This is a genomic window from Chitinophagales bacterium, from assembly GCA_019694975.1.
In the GTDB taxonomy this organism is placed as follows: Bacteria; Bacteroidota; Bacteroidia; order Chitinophagales; family UBA10324; genus JACCZZ01.
The window spans coordinates 233911-253011 of sequence record JAIBAY010000003.1; the positions used below are offsets into that span (position 1 = coordinate 233911).

The 19101-nt window shown below is 44.5% G+C and carries 18 protein-coding genes; 10 read left to right on the top strand and 8 right to left on the bottom strand.

What is annotated here, in order from left to right; translation table 11 throughout:
- Positions 1-23: 23 nt before the first annotated feature.
- Positions 24-1016 carry a ribonucleoside-diphosphate reductase small subunit gene (locus tag K1X61_07430; protein ID MBX7108459.1) on the bottom strand — a complete coding sequence of 331 codons (993 nt, stop codon included), beginning with the start codon at positions 1014-1016 and terminating at the stop codon, positions 24-26.
- Between the two features lie 694 nt (positions 1017-1710).
- On the opposite strand from K1X61_07430, the gene gldC reads away from it, so the two are divergent.
- The 3 genes from gldC to K1X61_07445 all read left to right on the top strand — a co-directional run bounded on the left by gldC (position 1711) and on the right by K1X61_07445 (position 2836).
- Positions 1711-2076 (top strand): gliding motility protein GldC, encoded by a 366-nt coding sequence (gene gldC, locus K1X61_07435; protein ID MBX7108460.1) that lies wholly within the window; start codon positions 1711-1713, stop codon positions 2074-2076.
- Between the two features lie 99 nt (positions 2077-2175).
- Positions 2176-2439, top strand: a complete 264-nt coding sequence (locus K1X61_07440) for a hypothetical protein (protein ID MBX7108461.1) — start codon at positions 2176-2178, stop codon at positions 2437-2439.
- Positions 2440-2491: 52 nt separating this feature from the next.
- On the top strand, positions 2492-2836 hold the full coding sequence (locus K1X61_07445; protein MBX7108462.1) for a type II toxin-antitoxin system VapC family toxin: 345 nt from the start codon (positions 2492-2494) through the stop codon (positions 2834-2836).
- A 63-nt stretch (positions 2837-2899) separates the two neighbouring features.
- Here K1X61_07445 and K1X61_07450 read toward each other — a convergent pair whose 3' ends face one another.
- Together K1X61_07450 and nhaD are read right to left on the bottom strand one after the other, a co-directional pair.
- Positions 2900-3802 (bottom strand): histone deacetylase, encoded by a 903-nt coding sequence (locus K1X61_07450; protein ID MBX7108463.1) that lies wholly within the window; start codon positions 3800-3802, stop codon positions 2900-2902.
- A 44-nt stretch (positions 3803-3846) separates the two neighbouring features.
- Entirely contained in the window at positions 3847-5118 is a 1272-nt protein-coding gene (nhaD, locus tag K1X61_07455) for a sodium:proton antiporter NhaD (protein MBX7108464.1), read from the bottom strand.
- 155 nt (positions 5119-5273) lie between these two features.
- Between nhaD and K1X61_07460 the strand changes: the two genes are divergently transcribed.
- The 4 genes from K1X61_07460 (at position 5274) to K1X61_07475 (ending at position 10298) form a co-directional block, all read left to right on the top strand.
- On the top strand, positions 5274-6014 hold the full coding sequence (locus tag K1X61_07460) for a pirin family protein (protein ID MBX7108465.1): 741 nt from the start codon (positions 5274-5276) through the stop codon (positions 6012-6014).
- A 181-nt stretch (positions 6015-6195) separates the two neighbouring features.
- The gene (locus tag K1X61_07465; GenBank protein MBX7108466.1) at positions 6196-6765 is read left to right on the top strand and encodes a sigma-70 family RNA polymerase sigma factor; all 570 of its coding nucleotides are present in this window, start codon (positions 6196-6198) and stop codon (positions 6763-6765) included.
- On the top strand, positions 6740-8143 hold the full coding sequence (locus K1X61_07470) for a hypothetical protein (GenBank protein ID MBX7108467.1): 1404 nt from the start codon (positions 6740-6742) through the stop codon (positions 8141-8143). Before K1X61_07465 ends, K1X61_07470 begins: the two co-directional genes overlap by 26 nt.
- Before the next feature lie 208 nt (positions 8144-8351).
- The gene (locus tag K1X61_07475; protein ID MBX7108468.1) at positions 8352-10298 is read left to right on the top strand and encodes a KUP/HAK/KT family potassium transporter; all 1947 of its coding nucleotides are present in this window, start codon (positions 8352-8354) and stop codon (positions 10296-10298) included.
- A 91-nt stretch (positions 10299-10389) separates the two neighbouring features.
- On the opposite strand, the gene K1X61_07480 is transcribed toward K1X61_07475, so the two are convergent.
- The 3 genes from K1X61_07480 to K1X61_07490 all read right to left on the bottom strand — a co-directional run bounded on the left by K1X61_07480 (position 10390) and on the right by K1X61_07490 (position 13509).
- Positions 10390-12495 carry a PKD domain-containing protein gene (locus K1X61_07480; GenBank protein MBX7108469.1) on the bottom strand — a complete coding sequence of 702 codons (2106 nt, stop codon included), beginning with the start codon at positions 12493-12495 and terminating at the stop codon, positions 10390-10392.
- Between the two features lie 218 nt (positions 12496-12713).
- A complete protein-coding gene (locus tag K1X61_07485) occupies positions 12714-12953 on the bottom strand; it encodes a 4a-hydroxytetrahydrobiopterin dehydratase (protein MBX7108470.1) in 240 nt (79 codons plus the stop codon).
- A gap of 76 nt (positions 12954-13029) precedes the next feature.
- Positions 13030-13509 carry an IPExxxVDY family protein gene (locus tag K1X61_07490; GenBank protein ID MBX7108471.1) on the bottom strand — a complete coding sequence of 160 codons (480 nt, stop codon included), beginning with the start codon at positions 13507-13509 and terminating at the stop codon, positions 13030-13032.
- 159 nt (positions 13510-13668) lie between these two features.
- On the opposite strand from K1X61_07490, the gene K1X61_07495 reads away from it, so the two are divergent.
- The 3 genes from K1X61_07495 (at position 13669) to rnc (ending at position 15963) form a co-directional block, all read left to right on the top strand.
- Positions 13669-13908 carry an acyl carrier protein gene (locus tag K1X61_07495; GenBank protein ID MBX7108472.1) on the top strand — a complete coding sequence of 80 codons (240 nt, stop codon included), beginning with the start codon at positions 13669-13671 and terminating at the stop codon, positions 13906-13908.
- Between the two features lie 12 nt (positions 13909-13920).
- Entirely contained in the window at positions 13921-15177 is a 1257-nt protein-coding gene (fabF, locus tag K1X61_07500) for a beta-ketoacyl-ACP synthase II (protein MBX7108473.1), read from the top strand.
- Positions 15178-15249: 72 nt separating this feature from the next.
- Positions 15250-15963, top strand: a complete 714-nt coding sequence (gene rnc / locus K1X61_07505) for a ribonuclease III (protein MBX7108474.1) — start codon at positions 15250-15252, stop codon at positions 15961-15963.
- A gap of 204 nt (positions 15964-16167) precedes the next feature.
- Here rnc and K1X61_07510 read toward each other — a convergent pair whose 3' ends face one another.
- Complete coding sequence (locus K1X61_07510; GenBank protein ID MBX7108475.1) at positions 16168-16491, bottom strand: hypothetical protein; 324 nt, start codon at positions 16489-16491, stop codon at positions 16168-16170.
- Positions 16492-16950: 459 nt separating this feature from the next.
- The gene (locus tag K1X61_07515; protein ID MBX7108476.1) at positions 16951-19014 is read right to left on the bottom strand and encodes a TIR domain-containing protein; all 2064 of its coding nucleotides are present in this window, start codon (positions 19012-19014) and stop codon (positions 16951-16953) included.
- Between the last annotated feature and the right edge of the window lie 87 nt (positions 19015-19101).

Here is a 19101-nt window from a genome sequence, read left to right on the forward strand (position 1 = left end):
GCTACTCGTTACTCCCCACTCCCTTAAAAATCCTCCATCAGCGAAAACGCACTGTCACCGGATACTTCCATTTTCTTTTCATTACCCAGCACACCTTTCTTTTGATAATCTCCTACACGCTTCTCGAAGAAGTTGGTTTTGCCCTGCAGCGAAATCATTTCCATGAAATCAAATGGGTTGGAAGCATTGTATAACTTCGGATAACCGAGGGCTACAATCCAGCGGTCGGCCACAAACTCGATGTATTGCTTCATGAGCTTGGCATTCATGCCGATAAGGTCAACCGGCAAAGCATCGCCAATGAATTCCTTTTCTATTTCTACAGCGTCACCGATCATCCCATACACCTGCTCTTTGGAAAGCTTATTTTGAATTTTGCTGTATAACAACGTTGCGAATTCGCAGTGCAATCCCTCATCGCGCGAAATCAGTTCATTCGAAAACGTGAGGCCGGGCATCAGTCCGCGTTTCTTCAACCAGAAAATGGAACAGAAACTACCGCTGAAGAAAATTCCTTCCACGGCAGCAAAAGCAACCAACCTCTCTGTAAATGATCCGTTGGAAATCCATTTCAAAGCCCATTGTGCTTTCTTCTTTACACAATCCACTGTTTCAATAGCATGAAACAAACGGTCCTTCTCTTTCACATCTTTTACATACGTGTCAATCAGCAAGGCATAGGTTTCGGAATGAATATTCTCCATCATAATCTGGAATCCGTAAAAGCAACGTGCTTCCGGAATCTGCACTTCCTCCATAAAATTGGTAGCAAGGTTTTCATTCACGATGCCATCGCTTGCGGCGAAAAAAGCAAGCACATGCGTGATGAAATGTTTTTCGTTTTTAGTAAGAGAATCCCAGTCTTTTAAATCCTGGTAGAGATCAATCTCTTCCGCTGTCCAGAAACTGGCCTCGTGCTTCTTATACATTTCCCAGATGTCGGGATATTTGATCGGCAGTAATACAAAGCGATCTTTATTTTCTCTTAATAACAATTCATCAACTTGTTCTTTCATCAGGTTTATAATGGTTTTTATTGAAGACAGCAATTATTTAGTCCCGGCTTAGCGGGTACATTATCAAAAAAAATGAAGCTTAAAATTTTAGAGGAGTGAATAAATCAACAAACCGCAAACACGAACAACCGGCAGAACTTTGTTATGACAAGATTAATCCTGAATTCGATTTTAATCAAACATCGGACTTCGATTTTATGCACCTGAAAATGTGAATTGTAGTTTTTCCGGATATGACCTGTGGATATGACCGGAAGACATTGCAAAATACCCTTGAAGATCAGCTATTTTGAATGTGGATAGTTTTTGAATCGCGTTTCAGATAACTTCTTATGCTTTAGACTTCTGCTTGTCCGGATTAACTTTTGCCCAAGGTCGGCGTCCTCGCTGATCAAATTGCAAGCAGCTCTGTTCTTTCAATGCATATCATGGAAAAGAAAGTTTTCGACTGCCACAATTGGATGTTGAATATTGAATGTTCATTATTGGATATTGAAAATCAACGCTCAATATTCAACACCCAATATTCAATAATCAATAGTCAATAATCAATAGTCAATATTCAATAATCAATATTCAATAATCAGTAGTCAATAATAAAAGTCAGCTCTTTGATCCGCCGGTATTTCAAACCGGCACACCGGCGTTGAAAGTTTACCCAATAAATCCACACCTTTGCATAAATCTCACCATTATGAGCGACGATCAGCAACTTGCGGCACGCGAAAGCACCATTCAACTTTCTATAGCACTTGATAAAAACAATATACCTGAACAAATCAACTGGCAGGCGACAGACGCAGAACCAGGCAATCATGAATCGAATGCCATGCTGCTCGCATTGTGGGATCACAAAGCAAAAACCGGCATGAGTATCGACATCTGGACGAAAGAAATGACTGTTCCGGAAATGAACCTGTTTTACTATCAGACCTTATTGACCATGAGTGATTCTTTTTTCCGTGCTACAAAAAACAAAGAGTTGAGCGACGACATCAGAAATTTTGCGAAGACATTTATTGAGAAGGTGAAGCAGCTGGAAAAACTCAATGCGGGGTAAGAGTTTACGAGTTGGAAGGGTTATTTACTAACGCCGCCTTTGTCATTCTGATCTCAGTGGAGAATCATCTCTGTGCAATCGTGTTGTTGTTGTAGATAAATGTATATATTTTCTGTATACACTATCAATATGGACTCTACCAAATTATTCAAACGCGGGAATAGCCAGGCGATTCGAATCCCAAAGAAGTTCCCACTGCGCACCCGGGAAGCCTGCATTACGCGTATTGGAAATGCCCTGGTTATTTATCCCGAATACAAAGGCTGGAAGAACTTCTTTGACAGTATTGAAATGTTTACAGCCGATTTCCCGGCAGATATTCCGGATGCGCTGCCGCAGAAAAGAGAAACTGTTTTCAAATGAAATACCTGCTCGACACCAACATTTGCATTGCAGCCTTCCGGCCTGAATTTTTGTGGTTGCGCGAGAAAATAGCAGCACATCCGTTGGTTATATCGGCATTTTGGTTTTCACACTCGCCGAGCTTTATTATGGTGTGCACAAGAGTGAACAACCTTTGAAAAATGAAGCGGTGGTCAAACAATTCCTTTCCGTCTTTCACATTGTACACTTCGATGAAGAAATGAGCGCCTTGAATGAAAAAATAAGATCAGTGCTTGAAAAATCGGGGAAGCCTGTCGGGAATATGGATCTGCTGATTGCAAGTCAAACCCTTTCTCTTAAACTAACATTGATTACCGCCAACGAAAATGAATTCAACAGGATCGCCACATTGAAAATCGAAAATTGGTTGAAATAGAAAATCGCAAATACACCTTTTATCGTTCTGAACGCAGCGAAGAAACTACGTCATCACCATTCATTACCCATAAACTTCCCGCGCCACCCGATACGTATTGCAATGCGCTTCCAGGATATCTTTAATCTCCGGTGAATAACCACCGCCCATTGTCACCACCACCGGAATATTTTTCTTCTTCAAAGTTTCAAATACAAAAGTATCACGACGTTTACATCCTTCCATCGAAACATTCAGTTTACCAAAACGGTCTGTTGCAATAATATCTACACCACTGATAAAAAATGCAAAGTCAGGGTGAAATTGATCAATGATTTCCGGAAGATGCTGCAGCAACAGCAAGAGATATGCTTCATCCTGCATTCCATCCGGCAATTCAATGTCGAGCGTTGACTTTTCCTTCCGCGACGGATAATTATTTTTTCCATGCATGCTGAAAGTAAACAAACGCTTTTCCTCTTCAAATATTTTCGCCGTGCCTTGTCCCTGGTGCACATCAAGGTCAATGATCAGGATCCGCGCTGCCTTATTTCTATGCAACAAATAATTCGCAGCAATCGCGCAATCATTTAATAAACAAAATCCTTCTCCATGATCAGGATAAGCATGATGCGTTCCGCCTGCAATATTTAATGACACGCCATGTTGTTTTGCAAATGCACAGCATTCAACTGTTCCTCCTGCAATAATAAATTCACGTGCCATCAGTTCAGGTGTCTGCGGAAAACCAATCTTCCGCATTTCACCAGCCGTCATCTCCAGGTTCAGCAAACGGTCCATGTATCCGCGCGTATGGGTGAGTGCAGCAATTTCAATATCGAGACTTTCAGGCTGAAAAAAGTTTTCTTCAGATACGGTTCCTTCATGCAGCAACTGAAGTGGTATCAGTTCATATTTGCTGATCGGGAATCGGTGATTAGCCGGCAAGGGCAGCACATATTCAGGAGCAAAAGCGATCTTCAACATATATTGCCTTTGATATAATTCATGATTTCTGATTACAGTGCTGTTCAGTTCAATAATGCAAACAACAGCAGGTAGGTGGCAACGCCGGCAATATATCCGATCAAAGCTGTTATACTGATATTTTTCAGGTACCAGATAAAATCAATTTTCTCCATGCCCATCACCACTACGCCTGCTGCTGAACCAATGATTAATATGCTACCACCGGTTCCCGCACAAAATGCAATCATCTCCCAGATTTTATGATCCAAAGGAAAATCTGACACGCTGTACATTCCCATGGTAGCTGCCACCAACGGCACATTATCAATCACGGATGACAGCAATCCGAAAATGACAACAATCACATCTTTATTGCCAATAGTGCTATCCAGCCACAACGCCGCGTTTTTCAATAAACCGACAGACTCCAGGCCGGAGACAGCCAACAGAATACCAAGAAAAAAAAGAATGCTGGTAAGATCAATCTTAGTAAGCACATTGGAAACCCGCAGGTGGCGACGTTCTTCCATGCCCGAATGCCACAACTCAGTCACCACCCATAAAACGCCAAGAGCCATCAGCATGCCCATATATGGCGGCAGGTGTGTAAGCGTTTTGAAAACCGGCACAGAAATCAATGCGCCGACTCCCAAAAAAAAGATGGCATTTGAAAAAGGCTCAGCAGCGGGCAACCGGTTTTCAAGTGTTCCGTCTCTCAACAATTTTCCCCGCATAAAATAGGATTGGTAAACCAACGGAACCAAAAGACTGACAAGTGATGGTAAAAAAAGTTTCGACATGATTCCGGCAGCACTGATCCTGTCTCCGATCCACAACATGGTGGTGGTCACGTCCCCAATCGGGCTCCAGGCGCCACCAGCGTTCGCGGCAACAATTACCATACTCGCCATGACTAACCGTTCCCTCTTGTCATCCACTAATTTTCTTAACAGCGAAACCATTACGATAGCCGTTGTCAGGTTATCCAAGACCGCAGAAAGAATAAATGTAATGCCACAGATGATCCACAATAATTTTACCCTTGAAGAAGTCTGAATGAGATTGGTGATAATGCGAAAACCTTTGTGTGTATCTATTAACTCCACAATCGTCATGGCGCCCATCAGGAAAAAAAGAATCTCCGCGATGCCGGCGAGATGATGCTTCAGCTCTTCCAGCACTGCTTCATGATCCTGTGAACCAAAAACAATGTATAATGTCCATATCATCACGCCCAGCAATACCGCTGTGCCTGTCTTGTTTATTTTCAGCGGATGCTCAAAGGAGATAACCGCATAGCCGGCTATAAATAAAATTCCTAAAACCAATTCAATCATACGCAGTATGTTGCTTCAAAAATAGCAGAAATTTATACGGAGACACTGATGCCGCAAACTTACCGTCACAAATACCAGATGGAAACAGATGCATATTTATTGCTGAACTTTCGCGGTGTCATTTTGGTTTAAGTCTCGTAAATAAAAAAATCATGAGCATTCAAATCATTCGAAGAGAAGAACAGGCTGACGGACAATTTAACGGCGGTGCCGTCCTGGAAAAAAGGCCGGTTTTTTACCAACAGGACAACACCTTTCCGTATTCCAACCTCTTTTACTGGGCTCATGCATGGAGTGAAAACGGCAGCACTATAGGCCTTCATCCGCACCAGGGATTTGAGATACTGTCATTTGTACTGAAAGGAGAAATCGAACATTACGATACGAAAAACAAGGCATGGCTGAAACTGAAAGCCGGTGATGTACAGATTATCCGCTCGGGAAATGGTATTTCCCATGCTGAAAAACTTTTGCCGGGCTCTGCCATTTTTCAAATCTGGTTTGATCCGGATCTGCAGCAATCAATTAAGAACCCGGCAACCTACAACGATTATTTTCACAACACCTTTCCTGTCCTGCAGGAAAATGGTTTTACCACAACAGTTTTTAAAGGAGCCGATGCACCCATCGAGATGGAAGCGGAAGGTGTTTCCATCCGGCAGCTGAAAGTATCCGAAGGTGATCATGATTTACCTTTATCGGCCGATGCCGTCTATTCCATTTTCGTGCTGGATGGAAAAGTACTTATGGACGGAAATGAACTTATGCAGGATGATTTTGTAAAGATTGAAAACGCCACGTCAGTGAATATTGATACAAAGGGATGTAATCTCTTTATCATTCAAACACCTGGCAGGCCCTCCTATAAAACCTACGTTGAGCTCCATAGCTGACAGATGATCTGCAAAGCGTGAAAATACCGCAAGCCGGTGTTTTGCGACGGCTGCTGCAAGTGACATAGCGTATCGTAACAACTGGTCATTCCCTGCAATTAAATCTTAATTTTGACTTGCAGCATTTATGCCGGTCTGGCTGTCATTACTCCAAAAAACAGCGCTGGCCAAAGTAGTTCACATGAGCCCTGACCTCGAGCTGGTGAATCACTGTCTGAAGGGTGATGCACTGGCTCAGCAACAACTGTACGACCGCTTTGCTCCCCAAATGCTGGGAGTATGCTATCGCTATGTGCAGAACAGTCATGAGGCAGAAGATGTGCTGCAGGAAGGATTCATCCGGGCATTTCGATACCTGAAAGATTTCAGAGGTGAAGGTTCGCTGGAAGGATGGCTAAGGCGCATCATGGTAACCACAGCATTAAACTTTCTCAAAAGGCAAAAAAATTTCAGGGCGGAATTTGAGATAACCGTTGCAAGGGAAGAGACGGCAGCCGAGCTGGATGCATTGGAGAGAATGGAAAATGCCGAACTGATGCAGCTCATTCAGCAGTTGTCGCCGGGTTATCGCGCTGTACTTAATCTGTATGCCATAGAAGGATACTCTCATAAGGAAATCGGGAAGATGCTCAACATTGAGGAAAGTACCTCAAGGTCGCAGTTCGCCCGTGCCAAACATTGGTTACTGAAAAAACTCACACAGTTGCATTCAATAGGATCGGGTAATGAAAGAACAGGAATCGGAAAATAGTTTTGAACACAAGCTCCGCCGGAAAGCGGGAGGCTTCCGCATGAAGCCTTCGGAAGAGGTATGGGAAGTCATTAAATCTTCACTCGGGCAACGGAAACGCAAACGCCGTTTCCTCTGGTTATGGGCTGCGGCCGCAGGCTTGCTGTTAGGAACCGGTTTAACCACATTGTATTTCATGCTGAATGCAACACCGGATGCGCTACCTGTTGCTGTTGATGACTGGAACAAGGATATCGGCAGCCGGCCTGATAAATCTTATACACCCAATCCGCTTCAAAGCGACCATGGCAGCAACAAGACTGCTGCAGCCAAAGCTGATTCACCTGATCAAAATTCGAATGAGATATCCGGCAATAGTAATTTAAGTGCAGACAACCACTTGCAGTCAACAAATCAGGAGAGCACGCCCAGGTTTGATGCATCACCAAATACGCAAGCAATCAACGCCGGTATGCCGGGCAGCGGATCCAATGTTCAGGCAATATCCATGGATCCGGTTGCAAGCCGGGAATACCTGAACACAGCGGATCAGGCAACAGCAAAGATCAATCAGTTCACGGCAACAACCATAGCAGATCCTTATGAAAATGATGACTTGCTTAAAATGGAGGACGTAACTTCAATACACCCCGACATGATTGTTAAATCATCCCGTTTTAGCTTGGGTGCTCAGCTGATTCCGCTGATATCAGATATACGGTATGGAAATCTGAACACGGAAACTGTGGCTAATGCCGATGAGGCATTTGTTGATTCCATCACAAAACTTAAAGCGTCTTCCGGTTCTCCGTTAGTGGGTTTTTCCGCAGGTGTTGATGTGCTATATAACCTCTCAGAAAAATTTTCGCTGGGAGGTGGTGTTTATTTTACCAGGACAGGCGAAAAAAACGCAATCCTTCAGGCAGGAAATGCTGCTTCATTTGCAACTGACACCGCAACTATTGGAACGAGCTCAAATCCTCCGGCAAGCCTTTCCTTTATCCCTCAATCTGAATCGCTGACACATTACAACTGGCTTGATATCAACCTGCAGGGTGAATGGTATTTCATTAATCATGAAAGAAACAAATTCTCATTGTCGGGCGGCGGCGGATTATCTCATTTTATCAGCTATACGTATACGGAAGAAGGAAACAATAAACGGAGTTTGCAAAACAATTCAATTTTCAGCAATGATCAGCAGCCACCTGTATTTCATGCTTATCAGCTTACTGCCTTTTCAGGCATGCAATACCGGCGAATGATCTCAAACCATCTTTCCCTGGTGGCCGGAGTACAATTTCATTATTACCTTTCGAGTATTACCTTAAATGATATCCCTGTTGTAGCACATCCCTACTGGCTGGGTATCAACACGGGCATCACGTATCGTTTCTGAAAGGTCAAATGCCATAGCTTCCTGATATAAGATTTTCAACAAGTGATTTGCTGACATGTTGCTGTCATGCTGTGCAATAATTGATATTTTGCAAGGCATTATTCAACTAGTTTTTCCTTCGTCTTATGATTTGCTTCAAGCGGTTTATTTTTGAAAAAATTCAACACACTTGAGTGCTCCCAAAAAACTTTCCCGGTTATCGGCCGGTATGTTGCTTATTACCATCGGAATTGTATTTGGTGATATCGGCACTTCTCCGTTGTATGTAATGTCTGCCATCATTGGCGACAGGCAAATCAGCAAGGAATTGATCTATGGCGGCGTATCCTGTGTATTCTGGTCGCTCACGCTTATTACTTCCTTCAAGTATATCCTTTTAGTGTTGCGTGCTGACAATAAAGGTGAAGGCGGAGTCTTTGCGCTTTATGCGCTCGTAAGAAAACGGGCAAGATGGCTGGTGATTCCGGCTATTATTGGCGGATCCACATTGCTCGCTGATGGCATGATAACGCCAGCCATTTCGGTATCATCGGCTGTGGAAGGATTGCGCAGCCTGAATAACGAGGTGAATACCGTTCCGATTGTGATATTTATTATCACCATGCTCTTTCTCTTTCAGCGGGCAGGCACACGTGTGGTTGGCAGTTCCTTCGGTCCTATCATGGTCATCTGGTTTGTCATGCTGGGCGTGCTGGGTTTCAGAAAAATTACGGAGCACCTTGAAATTCTTCATGCCTTAAGCCCTGTTTATGCCATACGCCTGCTGGCTGAATATCCCGGCGGATTCTGGTTACTGGGCGCAGTGTTTCTCTGCACTACCGGCGCCGATGCCTTATATTCTGATCTTGGTCATTGCGGAAAAATCAATATCAGGGTTAGCTGGATATTTATTAAGATATGCCTGCTGTTGAATTACTTCGGTCAGGCGGCCTGGCTTATGCAATACCAGGGATTGCGAAGAGACGAGATTCCTATCTCCAATCCTTTTTACGGCATCATGCCGGAATGGTTCCTCCTCATGGGAATTGGTATTGCCACGGTTGCCACCATTATTGCCAGCCAGGCCATGATAACGGGTGCCTTTACACTGATTAATGAAGCCATGCGCCTCAATCTCTGGCCTAAGGTGCGCGTGGTGCATCCGACGGATCAACGCGGGCAACTCTATGTTCCGGCCATTAACTGGATTCTGTATTTCGGTTGCATTGGTGTTGTGATCTTCTTCCAGGAATCGAAATACATGGAGGCGGCTTATGGTCTTGCCATCAACCTGACCATGATCGTAACCACAATATTAATCAGCACCTACGCTTATGTCCGGCGTGGCTCAATAACTATCACACTGGTAATCGCTGTCACTTATATCCTGATAGAGCTGTGCTTCCTGGCAGCTAACCTGATTAAGTTTCCGCATGGCGGATATGTAGCAATGATTGCTGCCTTATCATTTATGATAGTGATGTATGCCTGGTTCAGGGCACGCAGGATCAAAAACCAGTTTTTGGAATTTGATGAAATGAAACAGTTACTGCCAAAGCTCGCTGAACTGAGTGAAGATCAAAGCGTGCCCAAATATGCCTCCCATGTCATTTTCATGACGAGTGCCAATTATCCTTCGCAGATCGAATCGAAGTTTTTCTTTTCCATCTTCAATAAGCAACCGAAGCGCGCCGACACTTACTGGTTTGTGCATGTGGATGTAATTGACGAACCATACACCATGGAATATGAGGTGGAGATGCTGGAAGCTAACCTTGCCTACCGGATTGATTTCCGGCTTGGCTTCCGGATTGAACCCCGCATCAACCTCTTTCTGCGTAAGGTGATTGAAGATATGGTGGCGCGCGGCGAAGTGGATATTACCAGCCGATATGAATCACTCAATAAATACCGCTTGCCCGGCGACTTCCGGTTTGTGGTGCTTGAGAAATTCCTCTCTTTTGAAAATGAATTGCCGTTCCTGCAAAAATTAGTGATGGATATTTATTTTCTGCTGAAAAAGATATCGCTTTCAGAAGGCCGTGAGTTTGGGCTGGATTCCAGCACGGTGACCATTGAAAAAATTCCACTCATTTTGACTCCTCCCCGCGACCTCGTGCTGCGTCGTATTGAAACAGAAACGGAAGAACCGATCATTGATTTATTGAGAAAGTAGTTGATGGAATCAGGTAATCTTAAAGTGTATGGAAGATCAATCATGGAAAATGAATTCCATTGTGAAGAATAGGCTATTCGGCTTAAAATCTTCAACGGATTAAAGTGATATTTCCCTTCATCACTCTGCTCACGCCATTGCTGAACTGAATAGTTACGGCATAGATGTAGGTCCCCATTTCTTCCGGCAAGCCTTCAAATGTGCCGTTCCATGATTCGTCCGGATCAGACGAGCGATAAACCATTTGTCCCCACCGGTTAAAGATCTTCAAATCAAATTCATTGGTTCCATCCGTGATGATCTTGTATTCATCATTGATTCCGTCATTGTTGGGCGTAAAAGCAGTAGGAATGAAAAACGGGCAGGCATTGTCCACAAAAATGGTATCCTTACCCACACAACCATTATTACTCACAAATACGACCACCGTTTCCGGCACAATATTCAGCACGATAGCCTGCGTTTGCTCTCCGGTAGACCAATCATGCTGGTATCCGGGGTTGCCGGCATCCAGCACAATGGATTCACCGATGCAGATACTGGTGTCACTTCCCAGATCAACCAAAGGATAATCATATACTTCAACCGACTCAGCAAAAGTGTCCGGCAGGCAAACCGCATCATGTATTATGAGTGTTACCGTATAAACGCCGCTGCTGCTGTATGCAATGTCCACGGAAGTGGAAGATGTGTCAGTTACGCTGTTTCCAAAATCCCATTCCACGGAGGTTACATCACCTGTCGACACATTGTTGAAGGAAATCGTATCACCGAGACATAGCACATCCGGCTGATAGTTGAATGCGGCCGTTACGCCCTCATTGATGGTCAGGTTCGCCGAAACCGTGTCCAAGCATCCGATACTGTCGGTCACCACCAGGTACACCGTATATAACCCTGCCGCACTGAAAGTAAACACAGGCTCAAACTGATTGGTGGTGGCAGTACCGAATATCCATTTGTACACCAACCCCTGCCCTGTTGATGAATTGAAAAAGGATATTGGAACATTAACGCAATATGGCGGTGGTGAAACGGAAAATCCCGCAACAGGCGGCTCCAGGTAGGTACTGATGCTGATCGTATCCTGGTTGAAACATCCACCGGTATCCGTGATGGCCAAAATCACATCATAAGTACCCGTTCCGGCATACAGGTGCGACGGATTGATGTCTGTTGAAGTATTACCGTCACCAAAATCCCACGACCAGGTAATGGTGGTATCACCGACGGACAGGTCGGTGAATACGAGGGAATCACCAATGCAGGTCTTAATGATCTGGTAGTCAAATTCCGCATCGGCAATTGCTACCGTGAAAGGCATCTTATTGGTATCCGGCAGTTCATTGCCGCAATTATCCAGGATTACATTACCGTCGATTCCCTGCTTAAAGTGTAACAGATAAGATCCGTTTACATTAATTGGTGCGGCAAGTTGTATATCGATCTTGTTGGTAAAGGTTCCGCTCACGCATCCTGCAGATGACGCACCTGTTACGGTTACCGGCGATGGCCCGGTCACAAAAAAATCGCTGCCATCAGCTGCTATGGAGTTGCAGCGTATCTGTTCGGATACAGTCAGATGCAGCACGGAGGGTGGTGTGCAGGGAAACGGGTCTATCGAGACCGGTGCCGGCGGGATGATATCAAAAACCACTGCTGTTCCGCCAAATGATAAGGTATAACCGCCGATAACACCGTCGTGATTGTTGATGACCAGCACGTATGTTTCACCGGCTACCACATTCATTGGCTGGCACTGATTAGGGCCACCGGCGGAGACAGAAATCAGCACATAAGGATTGGATAAACCTGTTGCTCCCTGAATGGCGGAGTAATTGCATCTTACTTCCGGCGCAACACCGCTGACAATATCCGAACACGATGCATTGGTGAGATCGTACACTGCCCAGTCATAATCATCGCTCAGGTTAATCGGTGTAATTTCAAACTCAAGCGTTCCCGAAACATTGACGGTCCAGATGTACCAGACCGAATTTTCTTCCCCCTGTATCAAACAGGAAGAATTGCCAAACAAAAGCTCCTGCGTGCCTTCACCCGTGTAGGAATTGGGTTGAATATACACATTCTGACACACCGGTATAGCACCACTGCAATCCTGTTCCGGCAACTGTGCCTTCACGGATTGGGTGAACAAATACATCACCGGCAGCATGGTATAAATTATTTGCCTCAATGAATGTTATTCGGGTTAACAACAAAAGCAGTCATAGCGCAACTTTCAATTAAAACGGTGATGGACTCAGCGGTACCGCATGATGCCTTGCAGCAGTCGTGGTTTCTCCTGCCGCATTGCTTATCCCAAATCATCTGCACCCATTTCCATTTTGGAGATGCAGCTACCGGTAATGCTGATGTGGTGCTTTTGTATGAATTCAAAATTAACCAAAACAATCACTCGCCCTTGTAAATTTTATCAATAGCACCTGCGAGTTGATAATCCTTATCGGTTACCTGATCTCCTGCATGATGTGTGGAAAGGTGAATTTCCACCTTATTCCACACATTGAACCAGAACGGATGGTGATTCATTTTTTCTGCAGCCAGTGCCACTCTTGCCATAAAACCAAATGCCTCACTGAAATCACGAAACAAAAATGTCCGTTTCAATTTGTTGTCATCTTCTTTCCACATGTCATTTCAAAATTTATGGGTTGGGAAAAACGGGTTGCATAAAGATTACTATCACTTCCGAAAATCAGGCAGGCCTCTATTCTACCATCAGGTTTTCTTTGGATTTCAGGCGCTGAAAATCCAGTTTCACCAACAGTTGCACAATGTGAATCTCCTTCACTTTGGCAAAAATTCCTTCTTCCTGTTCTGCGGATATTTCACCCTTCACCATCAGCAGGTAGTCCACCTGCTTGACCTCGGGCAACAGGAATTCACCTGCATGTTTGTTGGAAAGAACAATCACCTGCCATTTATCCAAAGCATGTTCATACCTGTAAAAGCTAAAGGCCGACGTCTTGTTTTTCTTTTTATGAATGATTTCAAGATCATCGGTACGCTTGAGGTCAAATCCGAGCGCTTTGTTGAGATGCCAGCTTAACTGGTATTCCTTCACCTGTGTAACAATGCCCCAGAGAACGCCGCTAAAATGATCTTCCAGCGTTACAATTCTTTTTTTTGCCAACTGACTGCTGTCTTTAATTTGCTTTCCTGTCTTTCCAAACGTACTTGTTATCATGCAATATTACAAATGACAAAAAGCTCCGGAAATTACCACTTTCCCTATTGGCAGGTTGATGGCAGGCACACATTTTCAGGGTAGAAAATAATTGATGAAAAGATTGCGTATAAAAACTGAAATCCCTTACTTTGCCGAAAATTAAACCACTACTTATTTATGTCAGACATCGCAGCAAGAGTTAAGAAGATCATCATTGACAAATTAGGCGTTGATGAAAGTGAGGTTACGCCGGAAGCTACCTTTACCAATGATCTTGGTGCCGATTCTCTCGACACGGTTGAGTTAATCATGGAATTCGAGAAAGAATTTAATATCTCCATTCCCGACGAGCAGGCTGAAACCATCACTTCTGTTGGCCAGGCCATCGCTTACATCGAGCAGTACGCTAAGTCTTAATCCGCACATTACATGGAATTTAAAAGGGTAGTTGTCACCGGCCTCGGTGCACTTACTCCTTTAGGGAATAGTGTTCCTGAATTTTGGGACAATCTTCGCAAAGGTGTGAGTGGCGGGGGACCTCTGACCTATTTTGATACTTCGAAATTCAAAACCAGGATCGCCTGCCAGCTTAAAAACCTGGATATATACAGTTTCCTGGAAAAGAAAGAAGCGCGTAAGCTGGATCCGTATTCACAGTACGCGCTGATAGCCTCCGAAGAAGCGGTAAAAGACAGCGGACTCGATCTGGCCATAGAAGATAAAACAAGAATTGGCGTTATCTGGGCAACCGGTGTTGGTGGTATCGATTCTTACGCCAAGGCCATGATGGAATATTGTGCCGGCGACGGAACACCCCGTTTCAGCCCATTCCTGATTCCGCTCATTATCCCTGACCTCGCAGCCGGTCATTTATCCATCAAATATGGATTCATGGGGCCGAATATGTCCATCGTTAATGCATGTGCTTCTTCTACCAATTCCATTATCGATGCGCTAACCTATCTGCGTCTCGGTAAGGCAGAGGTGATGCTTACCGGCGGTTCAGAATTCCCGCTTTGTATTCCTGCAGTGGGCGGTTTTTCCTCTATGAAAGCACTGAGTGAAAGAAATGACTCGCCGGAAACCGCTTCACGTCCTTATGATAAAGACCGTGACGGATTTGTGATTGGAGAAGGCGCCGGCGCCCTGGTGCTGGAAGAATATGAACATGCAAAGGCAAGAGGCGCTAAAATATATTGCGAAGTAATCGGTGGCGGAATGTCAGGCGATGCTTATCACATTTCTGCACCGCACCCTGAAGGAATAGGTGTGATGCAGGTGCTCAGGGAAGCATTGAAAGATGCCGGTGACCTTCGGCCGGAAGAAGTGGATTATATTAACACGCACGGCACTTCCACGCCCTTGGGTGACCTGGCTGAATTGAAAGCTATCATCAATGTATTTGGTGAACATGCATATAAAATGAGCATCAGCTCAACCAAATCAATGACAGGCCATATGCTAGGTGCTGCCGGTGCCGCTGAAGCAATTGCCTGCATTGGCGCTATGCAGCATAGCTTTATACCGCCGACCATCAATCACTTTACCGACGACCCTGAAATTGATCCTAAACTTGATCTCACTTTTAATACAGCGAAAACCCGTGAAGTGAATGTTGCCATGAGCAATACTTTCGGATTCGGGGGCCACAACGCATCCTTAATCATGCGAAAGTTAAAAGACTGATAAATTGTTTTTACCTTTTACCCTGGCGGAAATATACAACCGCCGGGGTTTTTCATTTTAAGGCACGCAACGTTGATTCGTCGTCTGTTCTCCGGTAAAAAGGCATTCTATGCACAGGTGAAATCCCTCACTGGTACTTCACCGGCAAATCTTCATTTGTATGAACTGGCCTTTCGTCACAGCTCTTCTGCGAAAGAAGATTATGAGAGCAATGAGCGTTTGGAATTTTTAGGGGATGCTGTGCTTGGCGCTGTTATCGCCGATTACCTTTTCAAAAAATTTCCCTATAAGAATGAAGGATATCTTACCGACATCCGATCGAAAATGGTGAGCCGCAGTCAGCTCAAAACGGTTTCGCATAAAATGGGCATCGACAACTTTCTTTCCTACAGCACCCATGATCCAATGCTGAACAAGAAAGCCCTGACGGGCAATGCTCTCGAGGCACTGGTGGGTGCAGTTTACCTTGATAAAGGATATAAAAGCGCTCAGAAGTTCATCATAAAAAAAATTGTCAAGCCATTTCTTGATATCGGTGAGCTCGAAATCACCGAATTCAATTATAAAAGTAAATTGCTGGAATGGGCACAGAAATCCGGCAAGTCACTTACATTTTCTGTTAAGAATCACACCAGGCACCGCCACCGCGCACTGTATAAAATAGCGGCAGTTATTGATGGAAAAGAATGGGGCGAAGGAGAGGATACCAATAAGAAAAATGCGGAGAAACAAGCCGCCAGAATGGCATTCGAATCACTGCATATTTCCGTTGAAGAATATATTTGAATAGAGAGCAATTACGCCTGCTCGTTATCGCGCTGCTTGAATATCATTCCAATTTATGCCTCTTTTGATTCTTGAAAGCTGTGTCGTAGTCACTTTAAACTGTTTGGCTAAAATGGACAATGATTTACCTTCATTCAGGCGCTTCTTGATCAGCATTACTTTTATTGAGGTGAGTTTGCAGCTCTTTGAATTTTCATTTCTCGGTCATTTCCGGCTGCTTCGCTGCTTCTTCACGTTGGGATTCGTCTTATGATGCATAGTGAGTTCCTCCTGCGTAATCCAGCGGAGATTGCCGGCATGGTTACTCAGTTTGTTGTGAATCAGACGTGTAACCTGCTGATGCAAGGCGGTAGGTCTGTTGCATAAGTACTCCGCTACAAGCCGGTGAACAGGCAGCGTGACATACATGCTACGCTGCTTCATATCCTTCTTAAATTCTTTGCGATACACTTTTTCAAGTCCGTCATAAAGTCCTTGAAGCTCTTTCTCTTCTTTTAAGTAACTCAGGTATTGCTTATCATGTTTCACTTTCGTTTTGATTTTCCTTTTCAGGGGCGAAAGTTTTTTGATGATGAGGACAAGATTTTTTTTTGAGAAATGCAAGGCGCGTTCTGCTTTTACCGGACGTGGTTTGAAAAGCCGCAATCTGATCTGCGATAACCATTCGTCAACGTAACATTCAGCAGTCGCTTGTCAGCCATCATGTTTGATGTATGAACCCTTCCGTGGTCAGACACTTCAAGTTTAAAATCGCTGGTGAAGTCAAAGTCAAACTTTACCGTTTTACATCTTTCTTCTGTAGTGTTTGTCATGCTAATTTCATGCGGTCATCATCATGCATATGGTTAAACCTTCAACCAAATCCGGGAAACAACGGTATCCTGGGCTTGTTTACAGTTCATCCGGTGTCAAGGCATTTTCCTGCATAGCCAAAGCGGATACTGCGATCTGGCAGCCACGGTGTTTTTCGTTTTGCTGGAAACTGTTTTAATCCCTTTTACAAAGCTTCAACCCTTTTAATAACAAGGATACAATAAGCTTAACGTCATAGCTATTAAATAATATTTCATTTTCTGTTGAACTCAGTCCATTGGATAAACCATTGATGCCTTTTGCATTAAAAAAATCTGTTACTGATTCATAATCGATGCCATCTTGCCTGTCCGTAACCTCCTGATGGTAATAGTTTACCAGTTGCTGATAGCGGGCATTCTTTTCCCGGTACGATGCGGTCAATGCCGGCGGCCTTTCACCTCTCACCGCCTGTATAATGACTTCGGCACAACCACCAAATGCACCAATTAGAAAAACAGGTTTGCCCTGCTCCATTGCCAGCAATGCTTCTTCCACAAGGCCGGGATATCTTCCTTTAAAACCTGTCAGCTTTCCGCCCAGGATGATTCTTGCATCAATGTGGTCATTCATTTCCCGGCGCATCGTTGTAAGGCATTGTGCAAAAATGTATTGATCCATCACCGACTCTCCTTTCAATATACGTTCCCAGTCTTCGAGCAAATCTCCTGCAAATAAAGCCGGTGGTGGTATGCGTTTGAATTTCACCTGATCAATCATAGCCGCTTCAACGGCTGGCTGAATGAGTTTATATAAAGGAAACGCAGTGTAGTTGGTCACGCAAGCTTTCTTATCCATGTAATCAGAACGATAAGTCAGGATCATATCTCTCAGCAGGGTAACAAAATTGAAACCTTCGGCATAACTCAGGTCACCACCATAGGCAAGCGAATAACCTGAGGCGAGCAGATATCTTGCCGCCTCCACCATAACATCCTTCAGGTGATCTGTGCTCAATCCGCGCCGTTCCATCATACCCGACTCAGAAATGGATATGCCGATAACAAATTCCCTTCCCGGACTGTCCTGCTGAGTTAATTCACTGATCAGTTGCACAGGCGTGCTGAAGTTTGCCAGTGGCGCAAACTTACGGAGCACCTGAAGCTCTTCACTTCCAATCGGCGGATCAGGATATAGATAACCTGCCGATGGCTGCTGCACATTGTCACCTTCCTCAATGAGGTCCAGCAATTCAGGCGCATTGGCAAGCATTGTGTAATGCACAGCCGCAGAGTTTGATTGATTCATTTCATATGAAAACAAATCGCGCTGATAGCGGTGTCGTAAGGTTTCCAGCAGTACACGAATGATGATATGTTCTATCTGGCCTGAGAAATCCGCAGCACTTTCCGGCGACCACCTGACAACCGGCACATTATTCATATAGGGAAAGCTGCGTGATTCACCTTTCACCAGCGCATCTATCACAACTACCGGCCGCTTGTATTTTTTCGCTTCAAGCACTTCAGCGCGGCACCATTCCCGCGTACTGTACACATCGGTTTGTACAACGAGCAACGTTGCAACATCCACATTTTCTCTAATCACTTTGGCAAATGATTCACCGGGCGGAATATCCGTGGCATCAAAAAATGCCTGGAGACCGGTGAACTCCTGCACCCAGTATCTCAGCAATTTGGTGATTTCAACACCATCGGATTTGGAATGGCTGAGAAATAATTTCAGCCGTGGCGGAGATGATGTTTCATTTGCTGATACCCGTTCAAAACCATGCAGGAGGCGGCAAAACTCATGCGCCAGTGAAATACCCAGGAAACTGCATTGCTCTTCGATCGTTTCCTTTTGAAAAACCCTGATATAATTTTTGCGGTTCAGCATATCATTTACTTTAGCCGCATTTTTTGACAGCGCAACCGGAAACACCCTCAGGTTACCGTCATCCTTATCCAATGCAGTTATTTTGTCGAGATATGCTTTCCATTCTTCGCGATGAATGATCATGCTATCATCCACAAGCACGACAACAGCAATCCGACGGGCCGCCTCCGGATCAATATCCATGGGCATCTCCTCCTCACTGCCCGATTTTCCAATAGAACGGTAGAAGACCGGAATGCCTAAATGGCGGGAGAACGGTTCTTTGAAATTCCGGTTGAACGTGCGGTAAATAAACTCGGCATAGGTTGGCCCTTCCTGAAACAACGGATGCCAGACGATGTAAATGTTAAATGGCCGCATGAAAAAATTTCATCACGAAAATACAAATCATACAGCTTTAAGCTTCATATAAAAAGCAATACCACGATTGTATCCGGCCGCAATTAT

Bases quoted from the DNA above. Each gene is read 5' to 3' on its own strand.
- K1X61_07495 (MBX7108472.1), top strand. From the start codon at position 13,669: ATGTCAGACATCGCAGCAAGAGTTAAGAAGATCATCATTGACAAATTA.
- K1X61_07490 (MBX7108471.1), bottom strand. From the start codon at position 13,509: ATGATAACAAGTACGTTTGGAAAGACAGGAAAGCAAATTAAAGACAGC.
- fabF (MBX7108473.1), top strand. From the start codon at position 13,921: ATGGAATTTAAAAGGGTAGTTGTCACCGGCCTCGGTGCACTTACTCCT.
- K1X61_07465 (MBX7108466.1), top strand. From the start codon at position 6,196: ATGAGCCCTGACCTCGAGCTGGTGAATCACTGTCTGAAGGGTGATGCA.
- K1X61_07470 (MBX7108467.1), top strand. From the start codon at position 6,740: ATGAAAGAACAGGAATCGGAAAATAGTTTTGAACACAAGCTCCGCCGG.
- K1X61_07475 (MBX7108468.1), top strand. From the start codon at position 8,352: ATGTTGCTTATTACCATCGGAATTGTATTTGGTGATATCGGCACTTCT.
- K1X61_07485 (MBX7108470.1), bottom strand. From the start codon at position 12,953: ATGTGGAAAGAAGATGACAACAAATTGAAACGGACATTTTTGTTTCGT.
- K1X61_07515 (MBX7108476.1), bottom strand. From the start codon at position 19,014: ATGCGGCCATTTAACATTTACATCGTCTGGCATCCGTTGTTTCAGGAA.
- K1X61_07450 (MBX7108463.1), bottom strand. From the start codon at position 3,802: ATGTTGAAGATCGCTTTTGCTCCTGAATATGTGCTGCCCTTGCCGGCT.
- gldC (MBX7108460.1), top strand. From the start codon at position 1,711: ATGAGCGACGATCAGCAACTTGCGGCACGCGAAAGCACCATTCAACTT.
- K1X61_07460 (MBX7108465.1), top strand. From the start codon at position 5,274: ATGAGCATTCAAATCATTCGAAGAGAAGAACAGGCTGACGGACAATTT.
- K1X61_07430 (MBX7108459.1), bottom strand. From the start codon at position 1,016: ATGAAAGAACAAGTTGATGAATTGTTATTAAGAGAAAATAAAGATCGC.
- K1X61_07440 (MBX7108461.1), top strand. From the start codon at position 2,176: ATGTATATATTTTCTGTATACACTATCAATATGGACTCTACCAAATTA.